Source organism: Nocardia asteroides (assembly GCF_900637185.1).
Classification (GTDB): Bacteria; Actinomycetota; Actinomycetes; order Mycobacteriales; family Mycobacteriaceae; genus Nocardia; species Nocardia asteroides.
The window spans coordinates 3291680-3305790 of sequence record NZ_LR134352.1 but is presented as its reverse complement, the minus strand read 5'-3'; the positions used below and the strand labels follow the sequence as shown (position 1 = coordinate 3305790).

The following is a 14111-nucleotide window of genomic DNA, read 5'->3' as shown; positions in this document are numbered from 1 at the left end:
ACGTGCCGCGTGAGATCCACGCCTCGTGCTTTCGGCGACCCTCAACAGACGAAGGACGCCGGTCACCATGCCCGCACCCGTTATCCTCGACGGCCGCATCGCACGGCTGGAACCCCTTGCACCCCATCACGTTCCCGGTCTGGTCGCGGCCGCCGCGGCCCTGGACGGCACGGCCGGGTTCACCATCGTCCCGCACGGTGAGCAGGAGGCGCGCACCTACGTCTTCCAGGCCGAGGCCGCGCAGCTGGCGGGGACGGCGTTGGCCTTCGCGATCGTCCTGGTGGACGACGAATGCGTGGTCGGCGCCACCAGATTCACCCGGCTCGACTACTGGCAGGGGCCACTGACCTGGCCGTTGTCGGCCGAACCCGCCACCGTCGCGCCCGACCGGGCCATTCCCGACGCCGTCGAGATCGGCAACACCTGGCTCACGCCCGCGGTCCGGGGCGGGGTGGTCAATCTCGAATCCAAGCTGCTGATGCTCACCCACGCCTTCGACAGCTGGGGTGTCCGCCGGGTGACGCTGCGCGCCGATGCCCGCAACCTGCGGTCCCGGGCCGCGATCGAACGCCTCGGCGCGGTGAGCGACGGTGTGCGCCGGGCACATTCGCGCGGGCTCGACGGCGCGGTCCGGACACCGCCTTCTACTCGATCCTGCACGACGAGTGGGCGGGCGTGCGGGCGCGGATCACCGAGCAGCTGACCGCGCGGACGGCGATGCGACGGGCCCCGCTGATCCCGGCCACCGCCGAAGCCCTGCGGCCGCTGGCCTTCCCGATCGGCTGAGCCGGGTCAGACCCGCACGGACTCGATCCGGTCGGCGACGATGTCGGCGAGCTCGTGCGGGCGCTCCTCGGGCACCCAGTGCGAGGCGCCTTCCAGCACCACCAGCCGGTAGTCGCCGGTGACGTACTTCCCGGTCAGCTCGGCGCCACGGCGATTCAGCGCCGAGTCACCGGTGCTCCAGACATGGGTCACCGGCACCCGCACCGGCGCCGAGATGACGCGCTGCCCGAGCAGCGGAATGGCCCGGTACCAGTTCAGGGCACCGGGCAGCGCCCCGGTGTCAACGATCTCCCGGCGCACCCGGCCGATCGCCTCGGCCGACATCCCGGTGCCGGCCAGCACCCGGTCGAACAGCTGCGGCCGGGCCGACAGCAGCCGCTCGGGCAGCACCGGGAGCTGGAACAGCCCCATGTAGTACGAGCGGGCGAGCTGGTCACTGCTGACCATCGAGGCCCGGAACGCCGCCGGATGCGGGACCGACACGGTCACCAGCGTGCGGACCAGATCGGGCCGGGCCGCGGCGAGCGACCAGGCGACCATGGCGCCCCAGTCGTGCCCGACCAGATGCACCGGCCCCCGGTCGATCTCGCGGATCAGCGCGACCACGTCCTCGACCAGCTCGGGAATCCGGTAGGCGAGGCGACCGCGCGGCCGGGCGCCCGGCGAGTAGCCGCGCTGGTTGGGCGCCAGCGTGCGGTATCCGCGGGCGTTGAGCAGCTCGGTGACGTCGCGCAGCGAGCTCGCGGTCTGCGGGAAGCCGTGCAGCGCAACGACGACCGGGCCGTCGACCGGGCCCGAGTCCACCACGTCGAACGTGAGTCCGGCGCGGGTGTAGGAGGTCGATCGTGTGCTCACAGCGGCTCCCCGGCTCGGCGACGGAATTGACTGATCGGTAAATTACTCCCGGTTCAGTTCACCGTCAACACCGCCTCACCGCCCGGTGCCGCCGTGCACCACGGCGACCTCGCTGCCGCCGAGGTCGAAGGCCCGGTGCAGCACGCGCACCGCCGCGTCCAGGTCGGTGTCGCGGACCAGCACCGAGATCCGGATCTGCGAGGTGGCGATGAGATCCAGGTTGATCCCGGCCTCGGCCAGCGCCTCACAGAAGGTCGCGGTGACGCCGGGATGATTCTTCATCCCGGCGCCGATCAGCGAGACCTTGCCCACCCGGTCGTCGTAGCGGACGTCGGTGAAACCGATCTCGGCGCGCCGCGCGCGCAGCAGCGCCACCGCCCTGGCGCCGTCGGCCGAGGGCAGGGTGAAGGTGATGTCGGTGCGGCCGGTGCCGGTGTTCTGCACGACCATGTCGATGCCGACCTCGGCGTCGGCGACGGTCCGGAACACCTTGGCGGCGTAGCCCGGTTCGTCGGGCAGTCCGACCACGGTCACCTTGGCCTCGCCGCGGTCGTGCGCGACGCCGGTCAGCACCGCCTGGTCGGCGGGGATGTCGGCCATCGATCCGAAGACGGTGGTGCCGATCGCGTCGGTGTAGGACGAGCGCACATGAACCGGAACGTGGTAGCGGCGCGCGTATTCGACACAGCGCAGCATCAGTACCTTCGAGCCGCAGGCCGCCATCTCCAGCATCTCTTCGTAGGAGATCTGGTCGAGTTTCTGCGCGTCCGGCACGATCCGCGGGTCGGCGGTGAACACGCCGTCGACATCGGTGTAGATCTCACAGACATCGGCCTGCAACGCCGCCGCCAGGGCGACCGCGGTGGTGTCGGAGCCACCGCGCCCCAGGGTGGTGACGTCCTGGCTGTCCTGGCTGACACCCTGAAAGCCCGCCACCAGCACCACTTCCCCGTCGTCGAGAGCCCGGCGCACCCGGTCCGGGTCGACCTGGATGATCTTGGCGTTGCCGTGCGCGCCGGTGGTGATCACCCCGGCCTGTGAGCCGGTGAACGAGCGCGCCTCCGCGCCGAGCGCGTGGATCGCCATGGCCACCAGGGCATTCGAGATACGTTCACCCGAGGTGAGCAGCATGTCCATCTCCCGCGGCGGCGGCGCGGGCGCCACCTGGCCCGCCAGGTCGAGCAGCTCGTCGGTGGTGTCGCCCATGGCCGAGCAGACCACCACCACGTCGTGACCCTGCTTCTTGGTCTCCACGATCCGCTCGGCGACCCGCCGGATCCGCTCCGCGCTCGCCACCGACGATCCGCCGAATTTCTGCACAACCAGGGCCATTCCTCGTCCTCTCCCCTGCTCGCCCCACGGTGCTCCGCGGGGTGACCCCTCCGAGTATCCCGGGATTTCTGGCACGGCTGTCCTGTTTGGTGGTGAAAACGGCTGCCGCCGAGCCGATTCGGCCGCGATACTGGCTGGACGGGGGTGGCATCGGTTCGGTCGTCCCCGGCTCGGCAGTGCTCGGCGGAGAGGCGAATTCCCATGACCGGTCAGCTCGTTCGTTCCCCGCGACCCCGCTTCGGGGTCGCCGTCCTCGGCACCGGAGCCCTCGCGACGGAGGTCGGGCGCATCCTGCGCGACACGCGCGGCGACTTGCGGGAACGCGCCGGCGCGGAGCTGACCCTCGACGAGCGGGGCGAGCTGGTGGTCGACGCGACCGAGCGGGCCGACGCGGTGACGGCGGTCCTCGACGCGCTGCGCGCGGGCCGGTCGGTGATCTCGGCGAACGCCGCGCTGATCGCCGAGCACGGCCCCCGGCTGGCCGCGGCCGCCGAACAGTACGGCGCGGACCTGTGTTTCGAAGCGGCGGTGGCGGGCGGGGTTCCGGTGGTGCGGCCGCTGACCCAGTCGCTGTCCGGGGACCGGGTCCAGCAGGTGCTCGGTGTCTTCCCGCCCGAGCACAGCGGGCAGGCGGCCGCGCAGGCGGCGATCCTGGCGACCCTGGCGTTCCACACCCGGGTGGAGGTCGGCGACGTCCACTTCGAGGAGTCCGGTCCCGCCGCCGCGGCCGATCTCGCCGCCGCCGCTGCCCTCGGCCTGCGCCTGCGCACGCTGACCGTGTGCGCCCGGGTGGGCGACGGGCCCGAAGACGGTGGCAAGGAACAGATCTCGGTCCGGGTCCATCCCGCGCTGCTGCCCGCGACCGACCCGCTCGCCCAGGTCGAGGCGCCGTCCAGCGCGGTGGCCATCGACGCGGCCGGCGCGGGCAGGCTGATGTTCTACGGCAGCGGGGTGCCGACCGCCACCGCGTCGGCCCTGCTCGGCGACCTGATCACCGCCGCGCGCAACCGCGTCCACGGCGGTCGCGCCCCGCGCGCCTCCTATTACGCCGAGCTGCCCGTCGCGCCGATCGGCGACACCCCTACCCGCTACTACCTGAACCTGCGGGTCACCGATCATGCCGGGGCGCTGTCGCAGGTCGCCGCCGTCTTCGCGGGTCACGGTGTCGGCATCGCCCGGGTCCGGCAGCTGCTCGACGAGAGCGAGGCCCACCTCGTGGTACTCACCCACACCGCGCCCGAGTCGGCACTCACCGACACCGTCGACACGCTGAGCGAAACCCCGTGTGTGCGTGCGGTGTCGACCCGGTGGCGGATCGAGGGCACGCCCGTGCCCACCGCCTGACCGGGGTTCGTTCCCGATCAGCGGGAGAAACCGCGGGCGGCGGCTCCGGCGCGGTCGTACCGTGATCGCCATGACGGCAACCCCCGACGAGCTGGCGCGCCACCTCGCGCGAACGGCGGCGATCGAGTCGATCACCGCGCTCAAGCACCGCTACTTCCGCGCCTGCGACGCCAAGGATCCCCAGGGGTTCCGCGACTGCTTCGTCGCGGAGGGCTCGGCCCTGGACTACGGCGAGCTGGGCGCGATGGACGCCGACGGCATGGCCGCGCTGTTCGCGAAGATCGCCCTGCACAAGGTGGACGGCAAGCACGCCATCCTCGACATGCACCACGGCGTGCATCCCGACATCACCGTGCACGCGGACGGCACCGCGAGCGGCCGCTGGACGCTGCGGTTCCGGCAGGTCAACCTGATCGAGCGCACCGAGACGGTCGCCACCGGCGAATACACCGACGAGTACCGGCTCGAGGACGGCAGCTGGAAGATCGCGACCTGTGTCTTCGACCGGCAGTGGGCGATCACCCGGCCACTCGACGACGCCACCCGGATCGCGGAGTAGGGGCGCCGATGTCGAAGATCGCACTGGTCACCGGCGCCAGCCGGGGCGTGGGCAAGGGCATCGCGCTGGCGCTCGGCGCCGCCGGGTGGACCGTCTACCTGACCGGCCGGGGCAGCGCCGGGGACGGCGGACCGCTGGAGACGGCCGCCGCCGAGGTGAGCGCCCGCGGCGGGACCGGCATCGCCGTGCACTGCGATCACCGTGACGACGCGCAGATCGCCGCGGTGTTCGCCCGGATCGATGCCGAGCAGGCCGGCCTGGACCTGCTGGTCAACAACGTGTGGGCCAATCCCGACGGCTTCGCCGGTTTCAGCGATCCGTTCTGGCGGCGCCCGGTCGACGATTGGGACACGTTGATCGGGGTCGGGTTGCGCGCGCACTATGTCGCCTCGGTCGAGGCGGCACGGCGGATGGTGCCGCGCGGCAGCGGCCTGATCGTCAACATCTCCTCCTTCGGCACCCGCGGCTACCTGCACTCGGTGCTGTACGGCATGTCGAAGGCGGGCTTGGACAAGATGGCCGCCGATATGGCGGTGGAACTGCGCGACACCGGGGTCACCACCTTGTCGCTGTGGCCCGGCATCGTCCGCACCGAGCAGGTCCTGGCCATGGGCGTCGAGGACATCGAGGGCTTTCCCATCGCCGGCGCGGAGTCCCCCGAATTCGTCGGGCGCGTGGTCGTGGCCCTGGCCACCGACCCCGACGTCGCCGCGCGCGGCGGCGCCACCCTGATCACCGCCGAGACCGCCGTCGAGTACGGCATCACCGATCTCGACGGCAACCAGCCGGTCTCGCACCGCGCGGCCTTCGGCGGCGGCGCGCTGTTCGGCGTCCGCTGACCGAACATGCGGTCGTTCACTCGCCGCGACGCGCCTCGGTGGGCTCGTAGCGGCGGGTGAAGTCGAGAATCCGCGCGGTGACCAGGTCCGGAATCTGGTGGAAGATGCCGTGTCCGGCGCCGGCGAACACCTCGATCTCGGGAGCGGGGACGTAGGCGCGCAGCCGCTGTCGGGCGAGGGCGGTGTCGACGACCAGCGACTCCGAGCCGAACAGCCACAGGGTCGGCACGGTGAGCGTCGTCAGCCGCTCGTCGGTGAACATCTTCGGAAAGCCGATCGCGGGCGCGTAGCCGAGCGAGGCTTTGACACCGGCGAATTCGGCGTCGCTCAGCGTGACGCCGGGATTGAGCCAGGCGTTCATCTTGCGCAGGTTCTTGTCGGTGGGCCGGGCGCCGACCTTGATCATCGTCCACAGCACGCTCCACTTGATCTTGGTCAAGGTGCCGCCCGGCTCGATCACGGTCAGGCTCGCCAGCCTGCGCTGCTGCTCGGTGCCGATCACCATCGCCTGCCAGCCGCCCTGGGAGTAGCCGACCAGGTGCACCCGGTCCAGGCCGAGGCCGTCGAGCAGGTCACCGAACCAGGTGCCGAAGTTCTCCTCGGTGAACGGGGCGGTCTGCACACTGAGCCCGGGGACGCCGAGCATCTCGGGCAGGTAGACGACGCGGTCGCGCCCGAGGTCCTCGAGCACATGGTTCCAGGCCAGGCTGTTGGCGCCGAGGGAGTGCAGCAGCACGAGCGGAACCCCTTCTCCGCGACCGGCTTTGCGCACCCGGGTCGTTCCGAACGACGTGGTGATGTCGGTCGTCGTGGTCGGTACCGGCAGCTCTCGCTCCAGCGCGCGATAGGCCCGCAGATACTCCTCGCGCGCCTTGTCGTTCTTGAACTTCCCGATCTCACCGCGCCACCGTCGCGGATTCGGGCGCGCGCCTGCACGCGGCGCTCGCGGCGCTGGGGCCGGACGCGGGCCCGCGCGACATCGTCCGCACGGTGCTGCTCGGCCTCCTGCCAGTGGACGAGCCGAGCAGGCAGAACGCGGTGATCCTCGGCATCTTCCACGCGGCCACTCTGACCGGCCCCGATCTGGAATCGGCCGACACCGTCGAGACACCGAACTACATCGTCGACGCGGTGGCCGCCCAGCTACGCGCGCTGCGCGGCGCGAGCGCCGACGACCAGGTGATCACGGCCGATGCCGAGGTGATCCTGCTCGCCATCGCCGGGCTGGCCCAGGGAATGCTCACCAACGACGACTTCGCCGCTCGCGCAACGCGACTCGTCGATCATCTACTCGATCGCGTACTGAGCCCGCCGGACCCGGCTACAGACTGAACGCCACCGAGCGCAGGATCAGCGCGACGATGAACACCACGGTGAAGGCCAGGTCCAGAGCCGATCCGCCGAGGCGCACCGGGGGCAGGACCCGGCGGACGGGCGCCAGCACCGGCTCCGTGGCGGCGTACACCACCGACCGCACCTTGCCCGCCCACGGTGGCAGCTTGCCGAGCAGATCGGCCCAGTCCAGCACCATCCGGACGAGCAGCAACACGATGAACACCGTCAGCAGGTAGCCGACCACGGTTCCGATGAGACTCATGACAGCCGATTATCGGCCCTGGATCGCGCGGCGGCACGCAGATGCGGCCGCCCAGGCGATTCCACCGATGATCACCCCGCGGGCACCGGACGTCCTCGCGCCGCGATCTTCACGATCAGCGCGGCGAGCAGAGCAACGGTAGGCAGCGCGTACCAGACGTTTTCGGGAATGCGGCCGCCGTTGCTCACGGTGAACAGCACCCAGATGAACCAGCTTCCCACCGTCTGGATCAGCTGCCAGCGGGCAGACCCGAGCCGGTCGACGATGCGATCGAACGAGGCCACGGTCAGGACCGCGATGACGAGATAGCCGAGTCCCCCGCCGACGAACGAACTCCCGTCCGCGAGCGAGTCGAAGGTCTCGGGATCGGTCCGGGCCAGCGTGACGATCGCCGCGAGATGGACACCGTGCGACATCGCGAAGGACAGACCGAGATACCGTCGGTTGCGCGCCAGCCACCGGGCCGGTTCGCCGGGCCACAGCGCGAGCACCGAGGTCGCGACGAACGCGGCGAGGAACAGTAAGAGACGGCGGCGCGACGGAATATCTTGTCGCGCAGGGTTCTACGGAAAGAACGCGGGCCCCGGAGCAGACAGCTCCGGGGCCCGCGCCGGGTCGATCTACTTCTTGCGTTCCTTCTTCTCGCGCACGCGCACCGAGATGCGCACGGGCGAGCCGTCGAAACCGAATTCCTCGCGCAGGCGGCGTTCCAGGAAGCGGCGGTAGCCCGCCTCGAGGAAACCGGTGGTGAACAGCACGAAGGTCGGCGGGCGGGTGCTCGCCTGGGTGGCGAACAGGACGCGGGGCTGGCGGCCACCGCGCATCGGCGGCGGGGTGGCCGCGATGACTTCCTTGAGCCAGGTGTTGAGGCGGCCGGTGGAGATGCGCTTGTCCCAGGACTCGAGCGCGGTCTCCATCTGCGGCACCAGCTTGGCCACCGCGCGCCCGGTGTGGGCGGAGATGTTGACGCGCTGGGCCCACGGCACCCGCACCAGATCGCGGTCGATCTCGCGCTCGAGCATGTAGCGGCGGTCCTCGTCGACCAGGTCCCACTTGTTGAACGCCAGCACCAGCGCGCGACCGGAGTCGGCGACCAGGCTGATCACCCGCAGGTCCTGCTCGGTGATCGGCACCGAGGCGTCGATCAGCATGATCGCGACCTCGGAGGCCTCCAGCGCCGACTTGGTGCGCAGCGAGGCGTAGAACTCGGTGCCCGAGGCGTTGGACACCTTGCGGCGCAGACCGGCGGTGTCGACGAACTTCCAGATCTTGCCGCCGAGTTCGACGAGCGAGTCGACCGGGTCGACCGTGGTGCCCGCGACATCGTGGACCACCGAACGCTCGTCGCCGGCCAGCTTGTTCAGCAGGCTCGACTTGCCGACGTTCGGCTTGCCGACCAGCGCCACGCGCCGCGGCCCGGCGGCGCCGGTGCCCTCGCGCGGGGTCTCCGGCAGGGCGGTGAGCACGTCGTCGAGCAGGTCGCCGGTGCCGCGGCCGTGCGCGGCCGAGACCATGCGCGGCTCACCGAGACCCAGCGACCACAGGCTGGCCGCCTCGAGTTCGACCTTCTGGTCGTCGACCTTGTTGGCCACCAGGATCACCGGGATCTTGGAGCGACGCAGCTTGCGCACCGCCGCCTCGTCGGTGGCGGTGGCGCCGACGGTCGCGTCGACGACGAGCAGGATCGCGTCGGCGGTCTCCATCGCCACCTCGGCCTGGCGGGCCACATGCTGCTGCAGGCCCTTGGCGTCGGGCTCCCAGCCGCCGGTGTCCTGCACCAGGAATCGGCGCCCGGCCCAGCTGGCCTCGTAGGAGATGCGGTCGCGGGTGACGCCGGGGATGTCCTCGACGACGGCCTCACGGCGGCCGAGGATCCGGTTCACCAGGGTCGACTTGCCCACGTTCGGGCGGCCGACGACGGCGACGGTCGGCATCGCGAGATGCTCGCCGTCCTCGTGCTCACCTTCGAGATCGGCGATCTCCCAATCGGTTTCGTCGCTCCACGTGCCGTCTCCGACCAGTACCTCTTCGTCGATCATCGCGACCCTCCTGTCGTGGCCGAAAGCTGCTGGGCCACCACGCGGTAGAGCTCGTCGATGGTCTCGTCCATCGTCAGGTCGCTGGTGTCGACGAGCACCGCGTCGGCTGCGGGGCGCAGCGGCGACACCGTGCGGGTGGAGTCGAGGGTGTCGCGGCGCTGCACGTCGGCCAGCACGGCCGCGTAGTCGTCGCCGCGGCCCTCGCGGATGTTCTGGGCGTTGCGCCGCTGGGCGCGGGCCTCCGCGGAGGCGGTGAGGTAGATCTTGGCGTCGGCGCCGGTGAGCACGACGGTGCCGATGTCGCGGCCCTCCACGACGATTCGGCCCGCCATGGCGGCGATCTCCCGCTGCAGCGACACGAGCTGCTCACGCACCTGCGCCACGGCGGACACCGCGGACACGGCCTTGGTGACCGCGTCGCCGCGGATCTCGGCCGAGACGTCCTCGCCGTCGAGCTCGATCACCTCGTGGCCGGGGTCGGTGCCGATCGAGAGCGGCAGCGCCGCGACGGTGTCGGCGATGGCGGCCGCGTCGGCGAGGTCGACGCCCGCGCGCAGCACGCGCAGGGTCGCCACCCGGTACATGGCGCCGGTGTCGAGGTAGCGGGCACCCAGGCGGGTGGCCAGCCGGCGCGACACACTGGACTTGCCGGTGCCCGACGGACCGTCCATCGCGACGACGAGCGTGCCCGCGCCGGTCATCCGGTCACCCGCCAGCTCCACCGAGAAATCCACTCCGTTCACAGCTGCACCGCCTCGTAGAGTTTGCCGATCTCGTCACGGCCGAGCACGCGCAGCGTGCCGGGACGCTGGTCGCCCAGCGCCACCGGGCCGAGGTGGGTCCGCACCAGCCGGATGACCGGGTGGCCGACCTCGTCGAGGAGCCTGCGCACGATGTGCTTACGGCCCTCGTGCAGCACGAGCTTGACCAGCGAGCGGCCCTCGTGCGCCTCCAGCAGCATGAACTTGTCGACCTTGGCCGGGCCGTCCTCGAGCTCGACGCCGTCGCGCAGGCGCTTGCCGATCAGCCGGTAGTTCACCTCGCCCTGCACGGTGGCCAGGTAGGTCTTGGGCACCTCGAACGACGGGTGCATCAGGCGGTGCGCCATCTCGCCGTCGTTGGTGAGCAGCAGCAGCCCCTCGGTGTCGGCGTCCAGACGCCCCACGTGGAACAGGCGCTGACCGGCGGCGATCCGCTCGGCGACGATGTCGCCGACGCAGGGTCGGCCCAGGTCGTCGGACATGGTGGACTGCCAGCCCTTGGGCTTGTTCAGCACCAGGTGGACCAGTTCGTCGCGGACCACCACGCGGGTGCCGTCGACGCGCACGACCGCGTTCTCCGGATCCACCCGCAGGCCCTGCTCGCGCACGATCCGGCCGTCGACCTCGACGCGACCGGCGGCGATCATCTCCTCGGCGGCGCGGCGCGAGGCCACACCCGCCTTGGCGAGCACCTTCTGCAGGCGTTCGCCCTCACCCCAGGGCAGCTTCGCCGGGCCCTCGGTGTTCTCGGCGTTCTGGTGCCGGGCCGGCTTGGCGTTGTTCAGGATCGTCGGCGCGACGACCTTGCGCTGCGGCTTGGCCGTCTTGGTCTTCCGGGCGGGCGCCTGCGAGGTGGCCGGGCGAGCGGTACCGCCCGCGCGGGGCGCGCCGCCGCGCTGACCACCGGTGCCGGTGCCGCGGGGGTAGCCACGCTCGTCGTCGGTGCGCTGGTAGCCGCCGGAGCCGGTGCCACGGCGACCCGCGCCGTCACGCTGGAAGCCACCGGCGGAGGTACCGCGACGACCGCCGGACTCGCTGTCGCGCTGGAACCCGCCGGCCGAGCTACCCCGGCGTCCGCCGAATTCGCTGTCGCGCTGGAAGCCACCCGCGGAGGTGCCGCGGCGGCCGCTGTCGCGCTGGAAGCCACCTGCGCTCGCGCCGCGGCGGCCGGGGGCCTCGCCGCGGGTTCCGCCCTGCCCGGTGCGCGCGGTGCCGCCGCGGGGAGCCGCGGTCCGGTTCGCGCCGCTACGGGGCTGGTCGGTGCGTTTTCTTCGATCCGGTGTGCCATCTCGGCGAGCGGAATTATTCATCTGTCCTGTCAATCGTCGGTGCCGAGGTCCATGTCGGACTCGGCCGGTTTCTGCAGCCTGGTGAACCGTGGATCGGTCTCCAGGCTCTCGCTGATCTCGTCGATCAGGTCGACGCCGGGAAGCAGCGGCGCCAGCGGTGGCAGGTCGCCGAGGGAGGCGAGCCCGATCCGTTCGAGGAACAACTCGGTGGTGCGGTACAGCGTGCCGTTGGTGTCGGAGTCCTGACCCGCTTCCGTGATCAGGCCTCTGGCCAGCAGTGTGCGCATCACTCCGTCGACGTTCACCCCGCGGACCGCGCTGACCCTGGTCCGGGTCACCGGCTGGCGGTAGGCGATCACCGCCAAGGTCTCCAAGGCGGCCCGGGTGAGCTTCGTCCGGGCCCCGTCGAGCAGTACACGCTCGACATAGGGCGCGTACTCCTGTCGAGTATAGAAGCGCCAGCCGTCGCCGACGAAACGCAGGTCGATGCCGCTGCCCCGGGCGGTCAGCTCCGCCGACATCGTCCGCAGCGTGGCCTGGACCCGCTCCGCGGTGTCGTCCAGCGCCGCGGCCAGCTGTTCTACCGGCGCGGGAGCGTCGACGACGAGCAGCATCGCCTCGAGCGCCGCGCGCAATTCGGCCTCGTCCAACGGCTCGGACGTGAACTCCGCCACTGTCTCGGTCATGCTGCGCCTCCTCGGCTGATCGCGGCCGCCGCGTGGTCGACCGCCGCCGGGCTCGGGGTGATCATCCGTAGTCCTCCTCGAACGTCAACGCCGCGGCCTCGGCGTCGGGATCCAGTTCGCCGAGCCAGCTCACGGCCAGCGGACCGAGCGGATCGGGCTGGTCGAAGGCGATGGTCTTGCCGCGGTACAACTCGAGCAACGCCAGGAATCGGGCGACGATCTCCACCGGCACCGTGCAGTCCTCGACCAGTTCGGCGAAGGTGGTCCAGCCGCCGGGACCGCGTTCCTTGAGCCGGGCCAGCACCAGTTCGGCCTGCTCGGCCACCGAGATGGTGTGCATGTGCAGGTGCGCCAGCCCCACCTGGGCCACCGGGCGCGGCCGGAACGCGGCCGCCGCGATCTGCGCGAAGGCGGCGATGTCCACGCCCAGGGTCACCTCGGGCAGCAGTCCCTCGAACTGTTCCTCGAGCGCGACCGAACGCGGGTACCGGCGCAGCGCGGCGGCTTCCAGTTCGGCGAGCAGTTCGGCGACCTGCTTGAACGCGCGGTACTGCAGGAGCCGGGCGAACAGCAGGTCACGGGCGTCGAGCAGTTCCAGGTCGTCGGCGTCGGTCATCTCCCCCGACGGCAGCAGCCGGGCCGCCTTGAGGTCGAGCAGGGTCGCGGCGACGACGAGGAATTCGGTGGTCTGGTCGAGGATCTTGTCGGCGCGCAGCTTGGTGTTCCCGGCGAGTTCGGCGGTCAGCGCCTTGGTGTAGGCGATGAACTCGTCGGTGACCTGATGCAGCGCCACCTCGGTGACGTCCAGCTTGCGCGAGCTGATCAGCTGCAGCAGCAGGTCGAACGGCCCTTCGAAGTTCTTCAGCCGCAGGTGGAAACCGGTGTTCTCGGCGGCGGGAGCCGCGTGTTCGGGAGCCTCGTGCACCTCGGGTACTGCGTCGATCACCGGCCAGACCGGTGGATGACTTCGCGTGCCATCGCCCGATACGACTCGGCGCCCGCCGATTTCGGCGCCCACGTGGTGATCGGCTCGCCCGCGACGCTGGCGTCGGGAAAGCGCACGGTGCGCGAGATGGCGGTGTCGTAGACGAGGTCACCGAAGACCTCGACCACACGCGACATCACCTGGCGGGAATGCAGCAGCCGGGAGTCGAACATGGTGACCACGATGCCGTACAGGCTCAGGCGCGGGTTGAGCCGGTCGCGCACCTTCTCGACGGTGTCGTTGAGCAGCGCCAGGCCACGCAGCGAGAAATACTCGCACTCCATCGGGATGATCACCCCGTCGGAGCAGGCCAGCGCGTTGACGGTGAGCAGCCCGAGCGAGGGCTGGCAGTCGATGAGGATGTAGTCGTATCGATCGCGCACCGCCGCGAGCGCCCGGCCCAGGGACTGTTCCCGGCCCACCTCGTTGACCAGCTGGATCTCGGCCGCGGACAGATCGATGTTGCTGGGCAGCAGGTCCATGCCCTCGACCTTGGTGGTCTGCAGCACGTCGTCGACGGTGGCCTTGCCGCCGATCAGCAGGTTGTGCACGGTGAGGTCGAGGTCGTGGTGGGCCACTCCGAGACCGGCCGAGAGCGCGCCCTGCGGATCGAGGTCGACGAGCAGCACGCGGCGGCCGTATTCGGCCAGCGCGGCACCGAGATTGATGGTCGAGGTGGTCTTGCCGACCCCGCCCTTCTGGTTGCACATGGCCACCACGAGCGCGTCACCGTGACGCTGCACCTGCGGCGGCTCGGGTACCAGTCGCAGCGGGCGCCCGGTCGGGCCCATCTCGACGGCCTCGGCGACCTCGTCCGGTCCACCGTCCCACGGTGTTTCCGCTGTCGTCACGATCCGCTGCTCCTTATACGTTTCCTACCGGTAACCCCTGTCGAGGGTAGCGAGGCCGCTTCGGACCCGGACTCGCTTTCGTACGGTCCAGCTGTGGGGTAGACGCTACCGCTCGGACCGGTGAGGTACAGCATGGCAACGCCGGGCGTGTTCGCACGATACCCGCCGGGCGCTCCGGCGCGGTGCCG

Annotated in this window: 16 protein-coding genes; 5 read left to right on the top strand and 11 right to left on the bottom strand. The window is 70.9% G+C overall.

The genetic code is table 11. From position 1 onward, the window contains the following. Positions 1 to 67 precede the first annotated feature (67 nt). Positions 68 to 703, top strand: a complete 636-nt coding sequence (locus EL493_RS15535) for a GNAT family N-acetyltransferase (protein WP_022565746.1) — start codon at positions 68 to 70, stop codon at positions 701 to 703. An 89-nt stretch (positions 704 to 792) separates the two neighbouring features. Here EL493_RS15535 and EL493_RS15530 read toward each other — a convergent pair whose 3' ends face one another. Both EL493_RS15530 and EL493_RS15525 read right to left on the bottom strand, forming a co-directional pair. Then, positions 793 to 1641, bottom strand: coding sequence for an alpha/beta fold hydrolase (locus EL493_RS15530; protein ID WP_019046546.1), 849 nt, complete (start codon positions 1639 to 1641; stop codon positions 793 to 795). Positions 1642 to 1716: 75 nt separating this feature from the next. Then, the gene (locus EL493_RS15525) at positions 1717 to 2973 is read right to left on the bottom strand and encodes an aspartate kinase (RefSeq protein ID WP_019046545.1); all 1257 of its coding nucleotides are present in this window, start codon (positions 2971 to 2973) and stop codon (positions 1717 to 1719) included. Between the two features lie 201 nt (positions 2974 to 3174). Here EL493_RS15525 and EL493_RS15520 point away from each other — a divergent pair, with 201 nt between their 5' ends. The 3 genes from EL493_RS15520 to EL493_RS15510 all read left to right on the top strand — a co-directional run bounded on the left by EL493_RS15520 (position 3175) and on the right by EL493_RS15510 (position 5715). Further along, on the top strand, positions 3175 to 4317 hold the full coding sequence (locus EL493_RS15520; RefSeq protein ID WP_019046544.1) for an ACT domain-containing protein: 1143 nt from the start codon (positions 3175 to 3177) through the stop codon (positions 4315 to 4317). Between the two features lie 70 nt (positions 4318 to 4387). Next, on the top strand, positions 4388 to 4876 hold the full coding sequence (locus tag EL493_RS15515; protein WP_022565745.1) for a nuclear transport factor 2 family protein: 489 nt from the start codon (positions 4388 to 4390) through the stop codon (positions 4874 to 4876). Between the two features lie 8 nt (positions 4877 to 4884). Further along, a complete protein-coding gene (locus tag EL493_RS15510) occupies positions 4885 to 5715 on the top strand; it encodes an SDR family NAD(P)-dependent oxidoreductase (protein WP_019046542.1) in 831 nt (276 codons plus the stop codon). Between the two features lie 16 nt (positions 5716 to 5731). Here EL493_RS15510 and EL493_RS15505 read toward each other — a convergent pair whose 3' ends face one another. Further along, a complete protein-coding gene (locus EL493_RS15505; RefSeq protein ID WP_019046541.1) occupies positions 5732 to 6451 on the bottom strand; it encodes an alpha/beta fold hydrolase in 720 nt (239 codons plus the stop codon). Between the two features lie 254 nt (positions 6452 to 6705). Between EL493_RS15505 and EL493_RS32365 the strand changes: the two genes are divergently transcribed. Further along, positions 6706 to 7047, top strand: a complete 342-nt coding sequence (locus EL493_RS32365; RefSeq protein ID WP_019046540.1) for a hypothetical protein — start codon at positions 6706 to 6708, stop codon at positions 7045 to 7047. Here the strand turns inward: EL493_RS32365 and EL493_RS15495 are convergent. The 8 genes from EL493_RS15495 to EL493_RS15460 all read right to left on the bottom strand — a co-directional run bounded on the left by EL493_RS15495 (position 7037) and on the right by EL493_RS15460 (position 13863). Further along, entirely contained in the window at positions 7037 to 7312 is a 276-nt protein-coding gene (locus tag EL493_RS15495; RefSeq protein ID WP_019046539.1) for a YggT family protein, read from the bottom strand. The genes EL493_RS32365 and EL493_RS15495 overlap by 11 nt on opposite strands. A 71-nt stretch (positions 7313 to 7383) precedes the next feature. Further along, a complete protein-coding gene (locus tag EL493_RS15490) occupies positions 7384 to 7803 on the bottom strand; it encodes a hypothetical protein (RefSeq protein WP_019046538.1) in 420 nt (139 codons plus the stop codon). A 129-nt stretch (positions 7804 to 7932) separates the two neighbouring features. Then, complete coding sequence (der, locus tag EL493_RS15485; protein ID WP_019046537.1) at positions 7933 to 9351, bottom strand: ribosome biogenesis GTPase Der; 1419 nt, start codon at positions 9349 to 9351, stop codon at positions 7933 to 7935. Next, positions 9348 to 10052, bottom strand: a complete 705-nt coding sequence (gene cmk / locus EL493_RS15480; RefSeq protein WP_030203196.1) for a (d)CMP kinase — start codon at positions 10050 to 10052, stop codon at positions 9348 to 9350. Before cmk ends, der begins: the two co-directional genes overlap by 4 nt. 38 nt (positions 10053 to 10090) lie before the next feature. Then, complete coding sequence (locus tag EL493_RS33130; protein ID WP_019046535.1) at positions 10091 to 11422, bottom strand: pseudouridine synthase; 1332 nt, start codon at positions 11420 to 11422, stop codon at positions 10091 to 10093. Between the two features lie 8 nt (positions 11423 to 11430). Further along, positions 11431 to 12087, bottom strand: coding sequence for an SMC-Scp complex subunit ScpB (scpB, locus tag EL493_RS15470; protein ID WP_019046534.1), 657 nt, complete (start codon positions 12085 to 12087; stop codon positions 11431 to 11433). 61 nt (positions 12088 to 12148) lie between these two features. Further along, a complete protein-coding gene (locus EL493_RS15465) occupies positions 12149 to 13033 on the bottom strand; it encodes a segregation and condensation protein A (protein ID WP_019046533.1) in 885 nt (294 codons plus the stop codon). Next, a complete protein-coding gene (locus EL493_RS15460) occupies positions 13030 to 13863 on the bottom strand; it encodes a ParA family protein (RefSeq protein ID WP_197724390.1) in 834 nt (277 codons plus the stop codon). Before EL493_RS15460 ends, EL493_RS15465 begins: the two co-directional genes overlap by 4 nt. Between the last annotated feature and the right edge of the window lie 248 nt (positions 13864 to 14111).